This window comes from Pseudomonas sp. CVAP#3, from assembly GCF_018986375.1.
Classification (GTDB): Bacteria; Pseudomonadota; Gammaproteobacteria; order Pseudomonadales; family Pseudomonadaceae; genus Aquipseudomonas; species Aquipseudomonas helvetica.
Genome location: NZ_JAHMSC010000005.1, coordinates 105,145 through 122,730, shown reverse-complemented (window position 1 = coordinate 122,730; position 17,586 = coordinate 105,145). Strand labels below are relative to the sequence as shown.

Below are 17,586 nucleotides of genomic sequence, written 5' to 3'. Positions count from 1 at the left end.
AGCGTTGCAGTCGAGGCTGTTAAATCAGCCTTCGATCTCGATCAGGATTTCGCCCGGATTGACCCGGTCGCCCTTGGCCACGTGGATGGCAGTCACTTTGCCGGCGATGGCCGCTTGTACTTCGGTTTCCATCTTCATCGCTTCGGTGATCAGCACTGCCTGGCCGGCTTTCACGGTGTCGCCTTCCTTGACCAGCACATCGACGATGTTGCCTGGCATGGTGGTGCTGACGTGGCCCGGTGCGCTGGCTTGCTTGCGCTTGCTGCTGCCACCGCTGACGAATTCGTTGAGTGGCTCGAACACCACTTCTTCCGGCATGCCGTCGATGGACAGGTAGAAGTGACGCTTGCCTTCGGACTTGACGCCCACACCGGTGATGTCGACGCGATAGGTTTCACCGTGAACGTCGATGACGAACTCGGTCGGCACACCTTCGCCGCCGGCCGAGGTCACGCCGCCGGCTTCCGGAATCGGCAACAACACTTCCGGAGTCAGGGTGCCGGCTTCGCGTTCTTCAAGGAACTTGCGCCCGATGTCCGGGAACATCGCATAGGTCAGTACGTCTTCTTCAGACTTGGCCAACGCACCGATTTCGCCGCGCAGTTTGGTCATTTCCGGCTTGATCAAATCCGCCGGACGGACATCGATGACTTCTTCGCTGCCGATCGCCTGACGGCGCAGCTGCTCGTTAACAACACCCGGCGCTTTGCCGTAACCGCCTTGCAGGTAGAGCTTCACTTCGTTGGTGATGGTCTTGTAGCGCTCACCGGCCAACACGTTGAAGAACGCCTGAGTACCGACGATCTGCGACGTCGGGGTCACCAGCGGTGGGAAGCCGAGGTCTTCGCGAACCCGCGGGATTTCGGCCAACACTTCGCTCATGCGGTTCAGTGCACCCTGCTCTTTCAACTGGTTGGCGAGGTTGGAAATCATCCCTCCCGGCACCTGGTTGACTTGCACGCGGGTGTCGACGGCGGTGAATTCACTTTCGAACTGGTGGTACTTCTTGCGCACGGCGTAGAAGTACAAACCGATTTCCTGCAGCAGCTCCAGACTCAGGCCGGTGTCGAACTCGCTGCCCTTAAGGGCGGCAACCATCGACTCGGTACCCGGATGACTGGTGCCCCAGGCGAAACTGGAGATCGCGGTGTCGATATTGTCGGCACCATTTTCGATGCCCTTGAGTTGGCACATCGCGGCCAGGCCGGCGGTATCGTGAGAGTGGATGAACACGGGCAGCGATTGCTCGCTTTTCAGTGCTTTGACCAATTCGCCAGTGGCGTACGGGGTCAGCAGGCCGGCCATGTCCTTGATCGCCACGGAGTCGCAACCCATGGCTTCCATTTGCCTGGCTTGCTCCACGAACGCCTCGATGGTGTGCACCGGGCTGGTGGTGTAGGCGATGGTGCCCTGCGCGTGTTTGCCGGCCGCTTTCACCGCTTCGATGGCCACCCGCAGGTTACGCACGTCGTTCATCGCATCGAAGATGCGGAACACGTCAATTCCATTCACGGCCGCCTTGGCGACGAAGGCTTTGACCACGTCGTCGCTGTAGTGGCGATAGCCCAACAGGTTCTGGCCGCGCAGAAGCATTTGCAGACGGGTGTTAGGCAGCGCCGCACGCAGTTTGCGCAAACGCTCCCACGGATCTTCTTTCAGAAAGCGTACGCAGGCATCGAAGGTCGCGCCGCCCCAGACTTCCAGCGACCAGTAGCCGACTTTGTCGAGCTTGTCGCAGATCGGCAGCATGTCGTCGGTGCGCATGCGGGTCGCGAGCAGCGATTGGTGGGCGTCGCGCAGGATTGTGTCGGTTACGTGGATTTTCTTAGTCATTGGAATATTCCTCACAGGCCTGCGTGGGCGGCGATGGCGGCGGCGATGGCCAGGGCCAGCTCTTCGGGTTTGCGCTTGATCGAGTAGTTGGTCAGCTCAGGGTGGCTTTCAACGAAGCTGGTGTTGAACTGACCGCTACGGAATTCCGGATTACGCAGGATTTCCTGGTAATAGGCGGCAGTGGTCTTGACCCCTTGCAGACGCATGTCGTCGAGGGCGCGCAAGCCACGGTCCATCGCCTCTTCCCAGGTCAACGCCCAGACCACCAGTTTCAGGCACATGGAATCGTAGAACGGTGGAATGGTGTAACCGGTGTAGATCGCCGTGTCGGTACGTACGCCGGGACCGCCGGGTGCGTAGTAACGGGTGATCTTGCCGAAGCTCGGCAGGAAGTTGTTTTTCGGGTCTTCGGCGTTGATCCGGAATTGCAGCGCAAAACCGCGGTGCTGGATGTCTTCCTGCTTCACCGACAGCGGCAGGCCAGAGGCAATGCGGATCTGCTCACGGACAATGTCGATACCGGTGATTTCTTCGGTGATGGTGTGTTCCACCTGCACCCGGGTGTTCATCTCCATGAAGTACACCTCGCCCTCGGCGAGCAGGAACTCCACGGTGCCGGCGTTCTCGTAACCCACCGCTTTGGCCGCACGCACCGACAAGTCGCCAATGTAGGCGCGCTGCTCTGGCGTCAGTTGCGGGCTCGGGGCGATCTCGATCAGCTTCTGGTTACGACGCTGGATCGAGCAGTCACGCTCGAACAGGTGCACCACGTTGCCGAAACTGTCGCCGAGGATCTGCGCTTCGATGTGCTTGGGATTGACGATGCATTTTTCGAGGAAGACTTCCGCCGAACCAAAGGCCTTGGTCGCTTCGGAAATCACCCGCGGGAAGGCTTGTTCCAGTTCTTCGCGGCTGTTGCAGCGACGAATCCCGCGACCGCCACCACCGGAGGTGGCCTTGAGCATCACCGGGTACCCGATGCGATCGCCTTCAGTCAGGGCTTCGGCGATGTCGGCGACGTTGCCTTCAGTGCCGGGCGTGACTGGCACACCAGCCTTGATCATGCTGCGGCGGGCTTCGGTCTTGTCGCCCATGCGGCGAATGACTTCTGCTGACGGGCCAATGAATTTGATACCGCGCTCGGCGCAGATATCGGCCAGCTCGGCGTTTTCCGAAAGAAAGCCGTAACCTGGGTGCAACGCATCGCAACCGGTTTCCACCGCGAGGTTCACCAGCTTGCGCGGGTTCAGATAACCGGCCAGTGGCTCGGCACCAATGCTGTGGGCTTCATCGGCGCGTTTGACATGCAACGCATGGCGATCGGCGTCGGAATAGATCGCGACCGAACGAATGCCCATCTCGGCGCAGGCACGTACGATTCGTACGGCGATTTCACCACGGTTGGCAATCAGGATCTTTTTTATCACTTGGAGGTTCCCTTGAGCCGGTTGCTACCCACGACCTTGGACTGGGTCGGCGCGTGACTAAATGTTTCAAGCCAGTCGCACAGTCACACTAGCCCGCTCAAGGGATTAACAAAAATCAATAATAATTGGGTCAGGCATAAGTAAAGACTTATAGTTGAAGAGCCCACCCGCGACCTGAGTGTTTAAATAATGCGTAAGTCCTTGATGCGTATGACATTACGCCAGCTTCAGATCTTCAACGAAGTCTGCGATTTGCGTTCCTACAGCCGTGCAGCTGACGAAATGTCGCTCACACAACCGGCCGTCAGCCTACAGATTCGTCAGCTTGAAGAGCTGATTGGTCAGCCTTTGTTCGATTACGTCGGCAAAAAGCTCTACATGACCGAAGCGGCTGAAGCGTTACAGCGCGCCAGCCGGGATATTTTCGGGCGCCTGGAAAACCTCGATATGCAGCTCTCGGACATGCAAGGTTCATTGCAAGGTCAGCTGAAACTGGCTGTGGAATCCAGCGCCAAGTACTTCGTACCGCACTTGTTTGCCGCCTTCAAGCGCCAGCACCCGGAAGTGAACCTGCAACTGACGGTGGTCAACCGTGGACAGGTGATCCGACGTCTGTCCGACAACCGCGACGACCTGGTGATCATGTCCATGGTGCCGCAGGACATGGGCTTGGAGTTTTTGCCGTTCCTCAACAACCCGATCGTTGCCGTGGCGCCACCGGATCATCCGCTGTGCCACATGGGTCCCTTGCGCTTGCAGGATCTTGAGCCCTACACATTGCTGCTGCGCGAGCCCGGTTCCGGGACACGGCTGGCGTGCGAGGAGTATTTCAAAGAGAAGCGCGTGCACTTCAACCAGACCCAGGAAGTCTCGTCGGCCGAAGCCCAGCGCGAATGCGTGGTGGCGGGTCTGGGCCTGGCCTTGTTGACGCGCCACGCCCTGAACCTGGAGTTGGCGACCGGCGGACTCAAAGAGCTGCCGGTCGAAGAGCTGCCGTTGTACCGCAGCTGGTGCCTGGTGCAGGCCAAAGCCAAACGCCTGTCACCGGTAGCGCATGCATTCCTGGGGTTTATCCGCAGTGAACGGGTGCAGATCAGCGCGCTGGTTGAGCGTTTCGACGCGAAGCTGCCGGTGTTGCCTGCCAATAGTTGAGTTCCAGATCCGGATATTCACCGATTTCGGCCAGAAGCTGGCGGTGCTCGCAGCGATCTTCAATCGCTCGGCGAAACGCCATGCGACGCTGGTCTTCTTGCTGACGGCGGGTTTTGACAGCGCTGTTGCGTTCTTCGTAGTGCTGGGCCATTTCGAGTCTCCCAAGGCGAGTACGGGAGTTTCAAGATAGGCGTCGGGGATGACGGTTTGGCGGCGGGGGGATTACAGACAGATGAAAATTTTTGCCGCAACCAGATCCATTGTGGCGAGGGGGCTTGCCCCCGCTCGGCTGCGTAGCAGGCGTAAAAAGCTCTGGGGCCGCTTCGCGACCCAGCGGGGCGATGCGGCGTTCCGACAAGCCCCCTCGCCACAAAAAGCCCCTTGTCGCACTATCGCCGGATTAGTCGTCCAGTGCTTTGACCGATTTGGGCGACAGACGCAGGCTTCGAAGGCTGCGTTTGACGCTCTTGAGGTGGTTGACCAGGCTCGGCCCACGCGCCATGGCCACGCCCATGGCCAGCACGTCGATCACCACCAGGTGTGCGATACGCGAGGTCAGCGGTGTATAGATCTCGGTGTCTTCGTGCACATCGATCGCCAGGTTGACGGTCGACAGCTCGGCCAACGGCGTCTGGCTCGGGCACAACGTGATCAGCGAGGCACCGCTTTCACGCACCAGGTTGGCGGTGATCAACAGGTCCTTGGAGCGGCCGGACTGGGAAATGCAGATCGCCACGTCCGTCGGTTTCAGCGTGACCGCCGACATCGCCTGCATGTGCGGGTCGGAATAGGCCGCAGCCGTCAGCAGCAACCGGAAGAATTTATGCTGGGCATCCGCCGCCACCGCGCCGGACGCCCCAAAACCATAGAACTCGACGCGCTGAGCCTGGGACATGAGGGTCACCGCCCTCTGCAACTCCAACGGATCGAGTTTCTCGCGAACTTCCATCAGGGTGTGCAGGGTGGTGTCGAAAATTTTCAGGCTGTAGTCGGCGACCGAGTCGTCTTCGTGAATCGCGAACTGCCCGAAACTCGCTCCTGCTGCCAGGCTTTGCGCCAGTTTCAGCTTCAAGTCCTGAAAGCCCGAACAACCGATGGCCCGGCAGAAGCGCACGATGGTCGGTTCGCTGATGCCGACACTGTGGGCAAGATCGGCCATGGAACTGTGCATCACAGCCGCAGGATCAAGCAGCACATGATCGGCGACCTTGAGCTCCGACTTGCGTAACAGATGGCGTGACTGGGCGATGTGCTGCAACAGATTCAAAGGGCAGGACTCATTGTTATTGGCTGACGCCGGGGATGTAGCAATTTTGTAGTTATACTACAAGAATTCGCTTTTTGCCTGTTCAATCCGTAACTCAATGCCTGTGCTGCCCACGGTTTTGGCCCTGCATACCCGATGTAGCTGCCTTCGCACGTTACCCCATCTGCAAGCAGCCGCTGTCGTTTTCAGGCCCCTTGACGCGCCTTTATCCCTTATCTCAACTTGAAACGACAACGTCCCCCCTCAGCACTCACTGCCGACACCTGCACTTCGCCCAACTAACAAAGTCAATCCACACCCAGCTAACTCTCAACGCATGAACACGCTCACATCTTGAACAACTCTGCCACTCCACAAATAAAATACTTCGCGCTAATAATGGCCGGGCAGGAAGCACTTTAATTCTAACTTATGGAATATTAAACATGACCATTAAAAACAGTGACTGGGTAGCGCAGATCAACCGTATGCCGGGTGACCTTTTTTTCCGCACTTACGGAACCGTAACCGTGGCGCATCCCGGCATTATACCGACATTGGTACTGAGCCCACTGCAAGACAAGTCCTTCGACCTGAGACTTGATCTGGAACTTAAAGATTCTGGCGACATTACAACTCAGGTCGAAACAGAAAAAGCCGTCACCTATAAAAACCTGGGCGACTCACATGTCACCGGCGTCAGTATTTTCTTCGAAGGCAAACTTCTGCACCATATTAAAGACGTCATGATCACCCATTAAGATAAAAAGACACTTATTACCCCCAGATCTTTTCCTGCCAGGCTAATCACATTAACTGGCAGGCTTTTTCCGTACGTAAAAAATAAAACTCACTCTGGGCGCCCCCCTCTTAACAAGCTGGCAAGCTTGAACGCCTCCACCGGACGGCTGATCAGGTAGCCCTGCACCTCATCACAGGACTCAGCCTCAAGGAATGCCAACTGCTCCGCAGTTTCCACGCCTTCTGCTACCACTTTCAGCGAAAGCCCATGCGCCATGGCAATGATTGCCCGGGTGATCGCCGCGTCTTCCCCGCCCTCACCCAACCCACGGATAAACGCCTGATCGATCTTCACATAGTCCACGGGAATGCGTTTGAGGTAGCTCAGCGATGAATACCCCGTGCCAAAGTCGTCGATCGCCAGTTTCACACCAAGATCACGCAATTGCTGGAAGGTCGCGATGATATGTTCGACGCTGTCCAGCAATTGGCTTTCCGTCAGCTCCAGTTCGAGGTAGTGCGGCGCCAGACCGGTTTCTTCAAGCACCTGGCGCACCAGGCTGACCAGCTTGCCCTGACGCAGCTGGTGGACCGACAGATTGACCGAAACCCGAATCGGCTCCAGCCCCTGACGCTGCCACTCGCACGCTTGCCAGCAGGCTTGGCGTAGCACGAACTCGCCAATGGCGCCGATCAACCCGACTTCCTCTGCCAACCCGATAAAATCCCCCGGCGGCACCTGCCCCATGGTCGGATGATCCCAGCGCACCAACGCTTCGGCGGCGTTCAGCCGGCCAGTCGCGAGGCAGAGTTTCGGTTGGTAAAACACTTTCAGCTGCTTGTCTTCGATGGCCTTGCGCAGTTGGTTCTCCAGCTGCAAGCGCTCAAGGGTGCTGGCCTGCAGGCTGTCGGTGTAGAACTGGAAGTTGTTCCCGCCCAGATGCTTTGCATGTTGCATGGCCATGTTTGACTGGCTGACCAGCGCGGAAATTTCCCGCGCGTTGTCCGGCAACATGCTGATGCCCATCGACGCACTGACCACCAGCTCATGCCCTTCAACGGTCAGCGGCAAGCGCAGCTTGGTCGACAATCGGGTGGCGACCCGCGCCAGGCTCGACAGGTTGCCATAAGCGTCGAACAGCACCGCGAACTCGTCGCCGGACAAGCGCGCAATGGTGTCCGCCTCCGGCAGCGCATTGACCAGACGCCGAGCGATTTTCTGCAGCATCTGATCGGCAACTTCATGGCCGAGGCTGTCGTTGAGCAATTTGAAGCGGTCCAGGTTGATGTGCAGCAACGCCAGGCTCCGGCCGCCCTGGCGCACCCGTTGATGGGCTTCATGCAGGCGCTCGCGGAACAACGAGCGGTTGGCCAGCCCGGTCAGTTCGTCGTAGTGGGTCAGGTAGCGCATGCGCTCTTCAGATTCGCGCCGGGCTGACAGATCGGCGAAAAAGCCCACGATATGACTGACATTGCCTCGAGTATCGCGCACCACATTCAGTTGCAGCCATTGCGGATAGAGCTCGCCGTTTTTGCGCGCCTCCACCAACTCACCCTGCCAACTGCCCTGCTGTTCCAGTGCCTGATGGATCACCGAATAATGCCGCCGCGCGTCACGACTGCACGGCAACTCGACCACATTGCGCCCCAGCAAATCTTCAATCTGATACCCGGTGACCCGGCTGAACGCCTGATTGACCGCGATCAAGGCGTAATCCGGGTCGAAAATCACAATGCCTTCGCTGGCCGCTTCAAATACCGTCGCCGCCAGTTGCCGCTGCTCTTCAAGCCCTTTGCTGACGCTGATGTCACGTCGGGTGCCGACCATCCGGATCACCCGACCATTGGCACCCCGCTCCACTGCTCGGCCGCGGTCTTCGATCCAGACCCAGTGGCCATCGCCGTGGCGCACGCGGTATTCGATCTGATAATCCTCGGTGCGGCCCTTCAAATGCTCGACCAACGCCCGCCGCAGCGGCGGCAAGTCCTGAGGGTGCAGCCGTGGTTTCAGATGACTGAGCATCGCCGTGACGAATTCCGGCTCAATGCCGAACAACTCCTTGAGTTGGGTGTGATGCACCTCATCGGTTTGCAGGTTCCAGTCCCAGAGACCCAGCTCACTGGCCTTCAATGCCAACGCCAGCCGTGCTTCGCTCTTGCTCAAGGCTTGATTGGCGACATCCAGTTCGCGGCTACGCTGGGCTACCCTGCTTTCGAGACCGACCTGAGCGTCACGCAGCTCTTCTTCGGCGTGGCGGCGCTGTTCGATTTCCCGCGCCAACTCCTGATTGAGCTGATCGCTGCGACTTTGCGCCTGCTGCAAGTGCTCGATCAGTGCCTGATTCTGGAAACGCCGCATCAAGCCGTGCTGGATCAGCCGGTTGACCTGCCACGCGACCACACTCAGAGAGCCCAACAGAATCAGCCCGAGCCAGCCCCAACCTTGCTGCTGTTCATCGCCGCCCCAGAACAAATAACCGATCGCCGGTAACAGACACGGCAAGGTGAACGACAGGAAGGCCGGCAGGCTCACCGCATAGGCGACACTGGCCGAGAGGGTTGCCGCGCCGATCAGGCCGAATACCCAGGCTTGTTGCAGGAAGCTGTCGGTAGGCACCAAGGCAATACCGGCACCGGCCAGCGTCAGGCCGGTCATGGCCGAACCCAACAGAAACATTCGACGCCAGACTGGCTGCGCCTGACGACTGGGCATCGCCGAGTCGAAGGCTGCGACCTGAATCACCCGCAGCGCCACCAGCGACAGTAACCAGATTAGCCAGATGCTCACCAGGAAATAGCGCTGCGGACTCCAGAGCAAACCGGCGCAGACCAGACCATTGATCAACATGAACAACGTGGGCAGCAACGAGCCCTGATACAGCAGACGCGTGCGCTCGACCGCCAACTCCATGGCGTATTGTTTGCGGATAACCCGCGGGTCCACAGAAGGGCCCGACAGGCTGGTGCTGAGGGTCATAGGCAATATTCTTGTTCTTATAAAGGTGAGCGCGACGAGCCCGAAACGTCGACGGAGCATACACAAGCAATGGCCCGGACCAAACTGCTCCAGATCATAAAACCGACAAAACAAATGGCCCGTTGCCACTGCTCAAAACCGCAGAAGCGCTGTCCATCAAGGCTTGCAAAGAATGACTGACCGGTCGTCCCCTGCGCTTCTTTCATCGGTTAATGCAAAGCTCGGTTTGCCCGGTGTGGCGTGGCGCCCTAGAATGCCCTGATGCGCGATGATCTCTCCCTTCTGCTGAACTCCCTCAACGATGCCCAACGTCAGGCCGTAGCTGCCTCCGTGGGTCGTCAGTTGGTCCTGGCCGGTGCTGGTTCCGGTAAAACCCGTGTGCTGGTGCACCGTATCGCCTGGTTGATCCAGGTCGAGAACGCCTCGCCACACTCGATCCTGTCGGTGACGTTCACCAACAAGGCCGCCGCCGAGATGCGTCATCGCATCGAGCAGCTGATGGGTATCAACCCGGCCGGCATGTGGGTCGGCACCTTCCACGGCCTGGCGCACCGCTTGCTGCGGGCGCACTGGCAGGAAGCCGGCCTGAGCCAGACGTTCCAGATCCTCGACAGCGATGACCAGCAACGTCTGGTCAAGCGCGTGATCCGCGAACTGGGCCTCGACGAACAGCGCTGGCCGGCCCGTCAGGCCCAGTGGTTCATCAACGGGCAAAAAGACGAAGGTCTGCGTCCGCAACATATTCAAGCCAGCGGCGATCTGTTCCTGGCCACCATGCGCAGCATTTATGAAGCCTATGAGGCCGCGTGCCTGCGCGCTGGCGTCATCGACTTCTCCGAGCTGCTGCTGCGCGCCCTCGACCTGTGGCGCGATCATCCGGGCCTGCTGGCGCATTATCAGAAGCGCTTCCGTCATGTGCTGGTGGATGAATTCCAGGACACCAACGCCGTGCAGTACGCCTGGTTGCGTCTGCTGGCCAAGGGCGGCGACAGCCTGATGGTGGTTGGTGACGACGATCAGTCGATCTACGGCTGGCGCGGCGCGAAAATCGAGAACATTCACCAGTATTCGGCCGACTTCCCGGACGCGGAAGTCATTCGACTGGAACAGAACTACCGCTCCACCGCCGGGATCCTCAAGGCCGCCAACGCCTTGATCGCCAATAACACCGGGCGTCTGGGCAAAGAGCTGTGGACCGACGGCGGCGAAGGCGAAGCGATCAACCTGTACGCCGCATTCAACGAACATGACGAAGCACGCTACGTGGTGGAAACCATCGAAAGCGCGCTGAAAACCGGCATGGCGCGCAGCGATATCGCGATTTTGTACCGCTCCAACGCCCAATCGCGGGTTTTGGAAGAAGCGCTACTGCGCGAACGCATTCCGTACCGCATCTATGGCGGCCAGCGCTTCTTCGAGCGGGCTGAAATCAAGAACGCCATGGCTTACCTGCGGTTGCTCGAAGGTCGCGGCAACGATGCGGCGCTGGAACGGGTGATCAACGTTCCGGCCCGTGGCATTGGCGAAAAAACCGTCGAAGCGATCCGTGATCACGCTCGTCACAGCGATGTGTCGATGTGGGAAGCCATGCGTCAGCTGGTGGCCAATAAAGGCCTCACCGGTCGTGCAGCCAGCGCCTTGGGTGCGTTCATCGAGTTGATCGAGCACCTGGCGACCACCACCGCCGAAATGCCACTGCACCTGATGACTCAGACCGTCATCGAGCAGTCCGGCCTGATCGCCTATCACCAAGCGGAAAAAGGCGAGAAAGGTCAGGCGCGGGTAGAAAACCTTGAGGAACTGGTCAGCGCGGCGCGTAACTTTGAAAGTGCCGAAGAAGACGAAGACCTGACGCCGCTGGCCGCGTTCCTCGGCCATGCCTCGCTGGAGGCTGGCGACACCCAGGCCGACGAACACGAAGACAGCATTCAGCTGATGACTTTGCACAGCGCCAAAGGCCTGGAGTTCCCTTACGTGTTCCTGGTAGGTATGGAAGAAGGCCTGTTCCCGCACAAGATGAGCCTGGAAGAGCCCGGCCGCCTTGAAGAGGAACGCCGCCTGGCCTACGTCGGCATTACCCGGGCCATGCAAAACCTGGTGATGACCTACGCCGAAACCCGACGCCTGTACGGCAGCGAAACCTACAACAAGGTTTCACGCTTCGTACGCGAAGTGCCTAAAGGCCTGATTCAGGAAGTGCGGCTGTCCAACAGCGTCAGCCGTCCATTCGGTGGCGGCCAGAAGCAAAGTTCGAGCAGCATGTTCGCTGGCACGGAAATCCCGGAAACCGCGTTCAGCCTCGGTCAGCAAGTGCAACACGCGGTCTTCGGCGAAGGGGTGATCCTCAACTTCGAAGGCGCCGGTGCGCAGGCCCGGGTGCAAGTGAACTTCAGCGAAGGCAGCAAGTGGCTGATGCTCGGCTACGCCAAGCTCGAGGCCATCTAACGGCTATCTGCTTGATCGTTCCCACGCTCCCGCGTGGGAATGCATCCCGTGACGCTCTGCGTCACTTTCCAAAGCGGACGCAGAGCGTCCATGGCGGCATTCCCACGTAGAGCGTGGGAACGATAAACGGTGAGGATCACACATGGGCTCGGGCTTCTTTTCTTCCTGGACATTCTGGGCCCTGTTGTCAGCGGCTTTCGCTGCGCTGACCGCGATTTTCGCCAAGGTCGGCATCGAAAGCGTCAATTCCGACTTCGCGACGCTGCTGCGCACGATCGTGGTACTGGTCAGCCTGGCCTTGATTTTGTACGCAACGGGCCAATATCAGTCATTGGGATCGATATCCGCCAAGAGCTACCTGTTCCTGCTGCTGTCCGGCCTGGCAACCGGTGCCTCATGGATTTGCTACTTCCGTGCGCTGAAACTCGGGCCAGCCTCGCTGGTAGCACCCGTCGACAAACTCAGCGTGGTGCTGGTGGCCGTGTTGGGCGTAGTGTTGTTGGGTGAGCGGCTCGACCTGCGTCAATGGGGCGGAATCGGTCTGATCACGGCGGGTGTGGTGATGTTGGCATTGCGACGTTAAACAACGCTCCTGCTCTATCTATCCACTTGTCCTACAGACAAATGTACAAGCGCCTCCTTGTATCGACGGAGCTGAACGCAGCCTGTCAGGCAAAAGCCCGAAACACTCTGCCGCTAGCCAGTGTCACTTCACCTGTGCAACATGGCGCGCGTGCCATCCACAAATGGGAATTCCCTTTATGAAACGTTTTCTTAGCATCGCCCTGGCGCTGTGCATCGGCCTGACGATGAGCCTCGACGCCAACGCCAAGCGCTTCGGTGGCGGCAAAAGCGTAGGCGCTGCGCCTACTCACCAGACCAGCCAAATGGCGCCGTCCTCGCCTGGCATGGGTTCTGCTGCCGCGACCGCCGGTGCTGCGGGTGCCGCAGGCGCTGCCGCCAAAGCTGGCGGTGCTTCGCGCTGGCTCGGCCCTCTGGCCGGTATCGCTGCCGGCGGTCTGCTGGCCTCCATGTTCATGGGCGGCGGCTTCCATGGAATGCAGATTTTCGACATCCTGATCATGGCAGTCATCGGGTTCGTGATCTTCCGCTTCATCGCCGCTCGTCGCCGCAAGCAACAAGAGCATATGGCCCCTGCGGGCGCGCCAATGCAGCGTGAAGTGTACGAACAGAAGCCGGCCATGGGTTCGATCTTCGGCGGTTCTGCTGCCCCTGCTGCCGCTCGTCCGGTGATCAACGCTCCGGCCTGGTTCAACGAAGAGCGCTTCGTTGAAGCCGCACGCAACCACTTCCAGTCCCTGCAACAGCACTGGGACGCCAATGAAATGGACAAGATCGCCGAGTTCGTGACCCCGCAAATGCTGGAGTTCCTCAAACGCGAACGCGCCGATCTGGGTGACGGCTTCCAGTCCACCTATATCGACAACCTCCACGTTCAACTGGACGGCGTGGATGATCGCGCAGACAAGACCATCGCCACCCTGACCTTTACGGGCGTGTCGAAAACCTCGCGCTTCGACCAGGGCGAAGTGTTCAGCGAAAGCTGGAACATGGAACGTCCGCAAGGCGAAAACCAGCCTTGGCTGGTGGCTGGTATTCGTCAGAACGGCTAATACCGCACTCGTTTCGCATGCTGTAATAAAAACCCCGGACTTGTCCGGGGTTTTCTATTTCGCAGTTGCATCTATAGCGAGCTACTGTATAAACCGCCCCAACTAAACCGCGCCATTGAGCAAGAGGATCCCGGACGTGGAAGAAATCATTGAACAACTGCGAGAAGCCAACGAACCGGTACCGGTGCCCTTGGAGCTGCCTGACGAAGACCTGCTGGTGGAAATCGAAGAACAACTGTTCATCGATATCCCGTTCGTCTTCAGAGAATTCCTGCTGACCGTCAGCGACGTCGTGTACGGCAGCCTGGAGCCGGTGACTGTCACCGACCCGCAATCGCACACCTACCTGCCGGACGTTGCCGCCAACGCCTGGGATGCCGGTGTTGATCGCAGCATGATTCCGATCTGCCAGGACGGTGACAACTACTACCTGGTCGAAGAAGACGGCACCGTGGTGCTGTGGCTGGCCGAAGAAGAGCTGTTGGCCGAAGAAACCTGGGAATCGGTGTGGCACTGGGCGCGGGACGTCTGGCTGGAAAGCTGATCTGCCTGACGCCCCGCTGGGTCAATGCCCGGACGAATCCTTATGGTTGTCCAGGGTTTCCAGCAGGGCCACCTGCATCCGTGTGTGCACGTGGATGAACCAGCGCCAGAGCAGGGCCGCTACCGCGGCGGTTACAACGGCGATCAGCACCAGCAACTTGTTGGTCGGCAAGATACTGGCCGACAAGGCTGCCAGCAGCAGGAAAATCACCAGCAGCGAGAGTATCGGGATCACTTCGGCGATCACCCGACGCACTCGCTGCGTGTGGCGGCCGGCCATCTCCGGTTTAACGCCCATTTCCGCCAGCAACATCGAGAGCGCCTTCAGCTTGCGATAGGCGGCAATCAGGAATGGCAGCGACAGCAACAACGCCCCGCCCCAGATCAATGCCTTCTGCCAGCTCGGATCATTGATCCAGGCATGCAGATAGCTGGAAATCCGCTCGGCAAAAAAACTGCCCGAGAAGAAGATTGCCATCACCAGCGCCAGATTGACCCCGACCTGCAACAAAATCCGCCGAATCATCGACGCCAGCTGCGCACCCTCGCCCTGCGGTTGAATGCTGCGCAGCCACTCCCCATACATCCCCAACACGCGGCCCAAACGCTGCGGGATAACTGCAGCCAGCTTCAACGAAAGCGGATCGGCGGCACGGATCAGGTACGGCGTCAGTAAGGTGGTGATGGCCGAAACAGCGACCGCCACTGGATAAAGGAAATCGCTGGTGACCTGCAAGGTCATGCCCAGCGCCGCGATGATGAAAGAGAACTCGCCAATCTGCGACAGGCCCATGCCGACGCGCAGCGAGGTGCGTCCGTCATTGCCGGCGATAAACGCCCCCAGACCACAGGAGAGCATCTTGCCGAGCACCACCGCGACGGTAATCACCGCAATGGGCCAGGCGTACTGAAGAAGAATCTGCGGATCGATCATCAGACCGATCGCAACGAAAAAGATGGCGCTAAACATGTCGCGAACAGGCTCGATCAGGCGTTCAATTTTCACCAGCTGCCGAGACTCGGCCATGATCGCGCCAATCAGAAACGCCCCCAGCACCATGCTGTACTCAAGCTTGACCACCAGCAGGCAAAAGCCAAAACACAGGCCAAGCACGGTGATCAACAGCATTTCATTGCTGTCGAACTTCGCCACATAGGCCAGCAAGCGCGGCACCAGCAGGATCCCGACCACCAGTGCAACGATCATGAACAGCGAGAGTTTGCCGACCGTGGAAAACACCTCGCCGGAGCTCACGGTGCCGCTGACTGCGATACTCGAGAGCAAGGCAATGATGCCGATGCCGAGGATGTCTTCGACGATCAACACGCCAAAGATCAGCTGGGCAAAACGCTGATTCTTCATCTTCAGGTCATTGAGGGCCTTGACGATGATGGTGGTCGAGGAAATCGCCAGGATCGCGCCAAGAAACAGCGAATCCATGGTGCTCCAGTCAAACCAGCGGCCGATTTCATAACCGATCCAGATCATCAGCACGATTTCCAGGAACGCCGCGATAAACGCCGTGGCACCGACCTTGAACAGCTTGTGCAGGCTGAACTCCAGGCCCAGGCAGAACATCAGGAAAATCACCCCGAGTTCGGCGAGGGTCTTGATGGTTTGCTCGTCGTGGATCAACCCGAATGGCGGGGTGTGCGGGCCAATGATGAAACCGGCCACGATGTAGCCCAGGACAACCGGCTGTTTGAGCCGATGAAAAACAATGGTCACCACACCCGCAACCAGCATGATCACTGCCAGATCCTGAATAAAACTGATGGCATGCATGGCGAGGGCTCCTTGGCGCGTGGGTGTGCTGACGTCGTTGGGCGATTACCGGATCGGATGAATGGGCCCTTGAGGTGGGCTTTTGAAGGGTAACACCGCGACTTCGGGCGCAAAGGCGGTGCAATATATAGAAACAGATCGATTCGGGCGTGACGGCCTTCATTGGCGTGGCGTCCCGTTAACGGTGGTTTTGAAAAACCAGCCAGGCACCCACAGAGGTGCTCCCGCAATCCCAGCCTTGAACCGTGAGTAGTGTGCTATGGAACCCGGAAACGCCCAGCTGTCGATGACGGTATTGATGACCCCCGACATGGCCAACTTCTCTGGCAATGTCCACGGCGGCACCCTGCTCAAATACCTCGACGAAGTCGCCTACGCCTGCGCCAGCCGTTATGCCGGGCGCTACGTGGTAACCCTGTCGGTGGATCAGGTGATCTTTCGCGAACCGATCCATGTCGGTGAGCTGGTGACCTTTCTGGCTTCGGTCAACTACACCGGCAATACCTCGATGGAGGTCGGCATCAAGGTGGTGACCGAGAACATCCGCGAGCGCTCGGTGCGTCACACCAATAGCTGCTTCTTCACCATGGTCGCGGTCGACGATCAGCGTAAGCCGGCGGCTGTCCCACCGTTGCAACCGCAGAACAGCGAAGACAAACGCCGATACGCCCAAGCCAAACAGCGTCGGCAGATTCGTCAGGAACTGGATCAGCGTTATCGCGAAATCAAGGCTGACGCCTGATACCGCGCCGATCGCAGCCTCTGTAGAAACTACTGCAGGCTGCGATCTTTTCTACGGCGACGACGTTACAAACTGATCGCCGTTGCCTCGAACTTCACCCGAGGATGGGCAATACGGTCCTGGGCCCGCACCAGTTCCAGCTCATAGCTTGCGCTGGCCTGGGTTTCCAGTAGCACTTCATGCACTGCGGATGCTGCGAATTCAAAGGCCGCGACCAGACTGTCGCCCAACAACACCCGCGCCAGGAACAGGCCCGACGTCAGGTCGCCCACGCCCACCGGCTGACGTGGAAACGCCAGCAATGGACGACGCAGATGCCAACTGCCTTCGGCCGTCACCAGCAACATCTCGAAGCTCTCCGGCAACTTGCCGGGATAGTCCAGATGCTTGACCAACACCGCCTTCGGGCCACGCGCCAGCAGCGCGCGAGCCATCGCCAGGCAATCGAACAATGACTGCGGCTTGCGACCGGAGAAACTGTCCAGCTCCAACTGATTCGGGCACATGAAGTCCGCCACCGCTGCCGCCTCATCCAGCAGGAAGTCGCTGACTTCAGCCGGTACGATGCAACCTTTCTCCGCATGCCCCATCACCGGGTCGCACAGGTACAAGGCGCTGGGGTTGATCGCCTTGATTCGTGCAACGCCGCTAAGGATCGCCCGCCCTTGAGCGGCACTGCCCAGATAACCGGACAGCACGGCGTCGCAGTTGCCCAGCTCGCCAATCGCCGCAATCCCTTCCACCAGATCGGGAATCTGCTGCGGCGCCAGTACCTCACCGGCCCACTGGCCGTATTGAGTGTGGTTGGAAAACTGCACGGTATTCAGCGGCCAGACGTTCACCCCGACCCGCTGCATCGGGAAAACCGCGGCGCTGTTGCCGGCGTGACCGAAAACCACGTGGGACTGGATGGCGAGCAGATGAGGAGTACGTTTCATGCGGGATATCCGTAAACCGATTGAAATTCGAGCCGCGCAGTATGCGACTAAAAAGGCTGGGTGAAAACGTAGCGAGCGAAGGCAAGACAAGGCAAAAACAGGCGAGGAAGCGGAGTTTACGG

14 protein-coding genes are annotated in these 17,586 nt (G+C 59.0%); 7 read left to right on the top strand and 7 right to left on the bottom strand.

From position 1 onward, the window contains the following. Positions 1-24: 24 nt before the first annotated feature. Both oadA and KRR23_RS11160 read right to left on the bottom strand, forming a co-directional pair. Positions 25-1,833, bottom strand: a complete 1,809-nt coding sequence (oadA, locus tag KRR23_RS11165; RefSeq protein ID WP_103314812.1) for a sodium-extruding oxaloacetate decarboxylase subunit alpha — start codon at positions 1,831-1,833, stop codon at positions 25-27. An 11-nt stretch (positions 1,834-1,844) separates the two neighbouring features. Further along, complete coding sequence (locus tag KRR23_RS11160; RefSeq protein WP_020294870.1) at positions 1,845-3,260, bottom strand: acetyl-CoA carboxylase biotin carboxylase subunit; 1,416 nt, start codon at positions 3,258-3,260, stop codon at positions 1,845-1,847. Positions 3,261-3,449: 189 nt separating this feature from the next. Between KRR23_RS11160 and KRR23_RS11155 the strand changes: the two genes are divergently transcribed. Then, entirely contained in the window at positions 3,450-4,412 is a 963-nt protein-coding gene (locus KRR23_RS11155) for a LysR family transcriptional regulator (protein WP_123427499.1), read from the top strand. Here the strand turns inward: KRR23_RS11155 and KRR23_RS11150 are convergent. Next, positions 4,354-4,563 (bottom strand): PA3496 family putative envelope integrity protein, encoded by a 210-nt coding sequence (locus tag KRR23_RS11150; RefSeq protein ID WP_081013719.1) that lies wholly within the window; start codon positions 4,561-4,563, stop codon positions 4,354-4,356. The two genes, KRR23_RS11155 and KRR23_RS11150, sit on opposite strands and share 59 nt — an antisense overlap. Before the next feature lie 249 nt (positions 4,564-4,812). Further along, positions 4,813-5,679, bottom strand: coding sequence for a transcriptional regulator HexR (hexR, locus tag KRR23_RS11145; protein ID WP_007954250.1), 867 nt, complete (start codon positions 5,677-5,679; stop codon positions 4,813-4,815). 425 nt (positions 5,680-6,104) lie between these two features. Here hexR and KRR23_RS11140 point away from each other — a divergent pair, with 425 nt between their 5' ends. After that, positions 6,105-6,419 carry a hypothetical protein gene (locus KRR23_RS11140; protein WP_216742539.1) on the top strand — a complete coding sequence of 105 codons (315 nt, stop codon included), beginning with the start codon at positions 6,105-6,107 and terminating at the stop codon, positions 6,417-6,419. Positions 6,420-6,508: 89 nt separating this feature from the next. On the opposite strand, the gene KRR23_RS11135 is transcribed toward KRR23_RS11140, so the two are convergent. After that, positions 6,509-9,376 carry a bifunctional diguanylate cyclase/phosphodiesterase gene (locus tag KRR23_RS11135; protein WP_216742538.1) on the bottom strand — a complete coding sequence of 956 codons (2,868 nt, stop codon included), beginning with the start codon at positions 9,374-9,376 and terminating at the stop codon, positions 6,509-6,511. A 261-nt stretch (positions 9,377-9,637) separates the two neighbouring features. On the opposite strand from KRR23_RS11135, the gene uvrD reads away from it, so the two are divergent. The 4 genes from uvrD to KRR23_RS11115 all read left to right on the top strand — a co-directional run bounded on the left by uvrD (position 9,638) and on the right by KRR23_RS11115 (position 13,999). Further along, on the top strand, positions 9,638-11,821 hold the full coding sequence (gene uvrD / locus KRR23_RS11130) for a DNA helicase II (protein ID WP_123584396.1): 2,184 nt from the start codon (positions 9,638-9,640) through the stop codon (positions 11,819-11,821). A gap of 142 nt (positions 11,822-11,963) precedes the next feature. Then, a complete protein-coding gene (locus KRR23_RS11125; RefSeq protein ID WP_216742537.1) occupies positions 11,964-12,404 on the top strand; it encodes an EamA family transporter in 441 nt (146 codons plus the stop codon). 178 nt (positions 12,405-12,582) lie between these two features. Beyond that, positions 12,583-13,455, top strand: coding sequence for a Tim44 domain-containing protein (locus tag KRR23_RS11120; protein WP_103314816.1), 873 nt, complete (start codon positions 12,583-12,585; stop codon positions 13,453-13,455). Positions 13,456-13,591: 136 nt separating this feature from the next. Next, complete coding sequence (locus KRR23_RS11115; protein WP_019694340.1) at positions 13,592-13,999, top strand: SMI1/KNR4 family protein; 408 nt, start codon at positions 13,592-13,594, stop codon at positions 13,997-13,999. Positions 14,000-14,020: 21 nt separating this feature from the next. On the opposite strand, the gene KRR23_RS11110 is transcribed toward KRR23_RS11115, so the two are convergent. Continuing rightward, positions 14,021-15,784: a cation:proton antiporter gene (locus KRR23_RS11110; protein WP_216742536.1), complete on the bottom strand. Its 1,764-nt coding sequence runs from the start codon at positions 15,782-15,784 to the stop codon at positions 14,021-14,023. A gap of 259 nt (positions 15,785-16,043) precedes the next feature. Here KRR23_RS11110 and KRR23_RS11105 point away from each other — a divergent pair, with 259 nt between their 5' ends. Continuing rightward, positions 16,044-16,526, top strand: a complete 483-nt coding sequence (locus KRR23_RS11105) for an acyl-CoA thioesterase (protein WP_019694342.1) — start codon at positions 16,044-16,046, stop codon at positions 16,524-16,526. 65 nt (positions 16,527-16,591) lie between these two features. On the opposite strand, the gene pdxY is transcribed toward KRR23_RS11105, so the two are convergent. Further along, entirely contained in the window at positions 16,592-17,464 is an 873-nt protein-coding gene (gene pdxY / locus KRR23_RS11100; RefSeq protein ID WP_103314818.1) for a pyridoxal kinase PdxY, read from the bottom strand. Positions 17,465-17,586 lie beyond the last annotated feature (122 nt).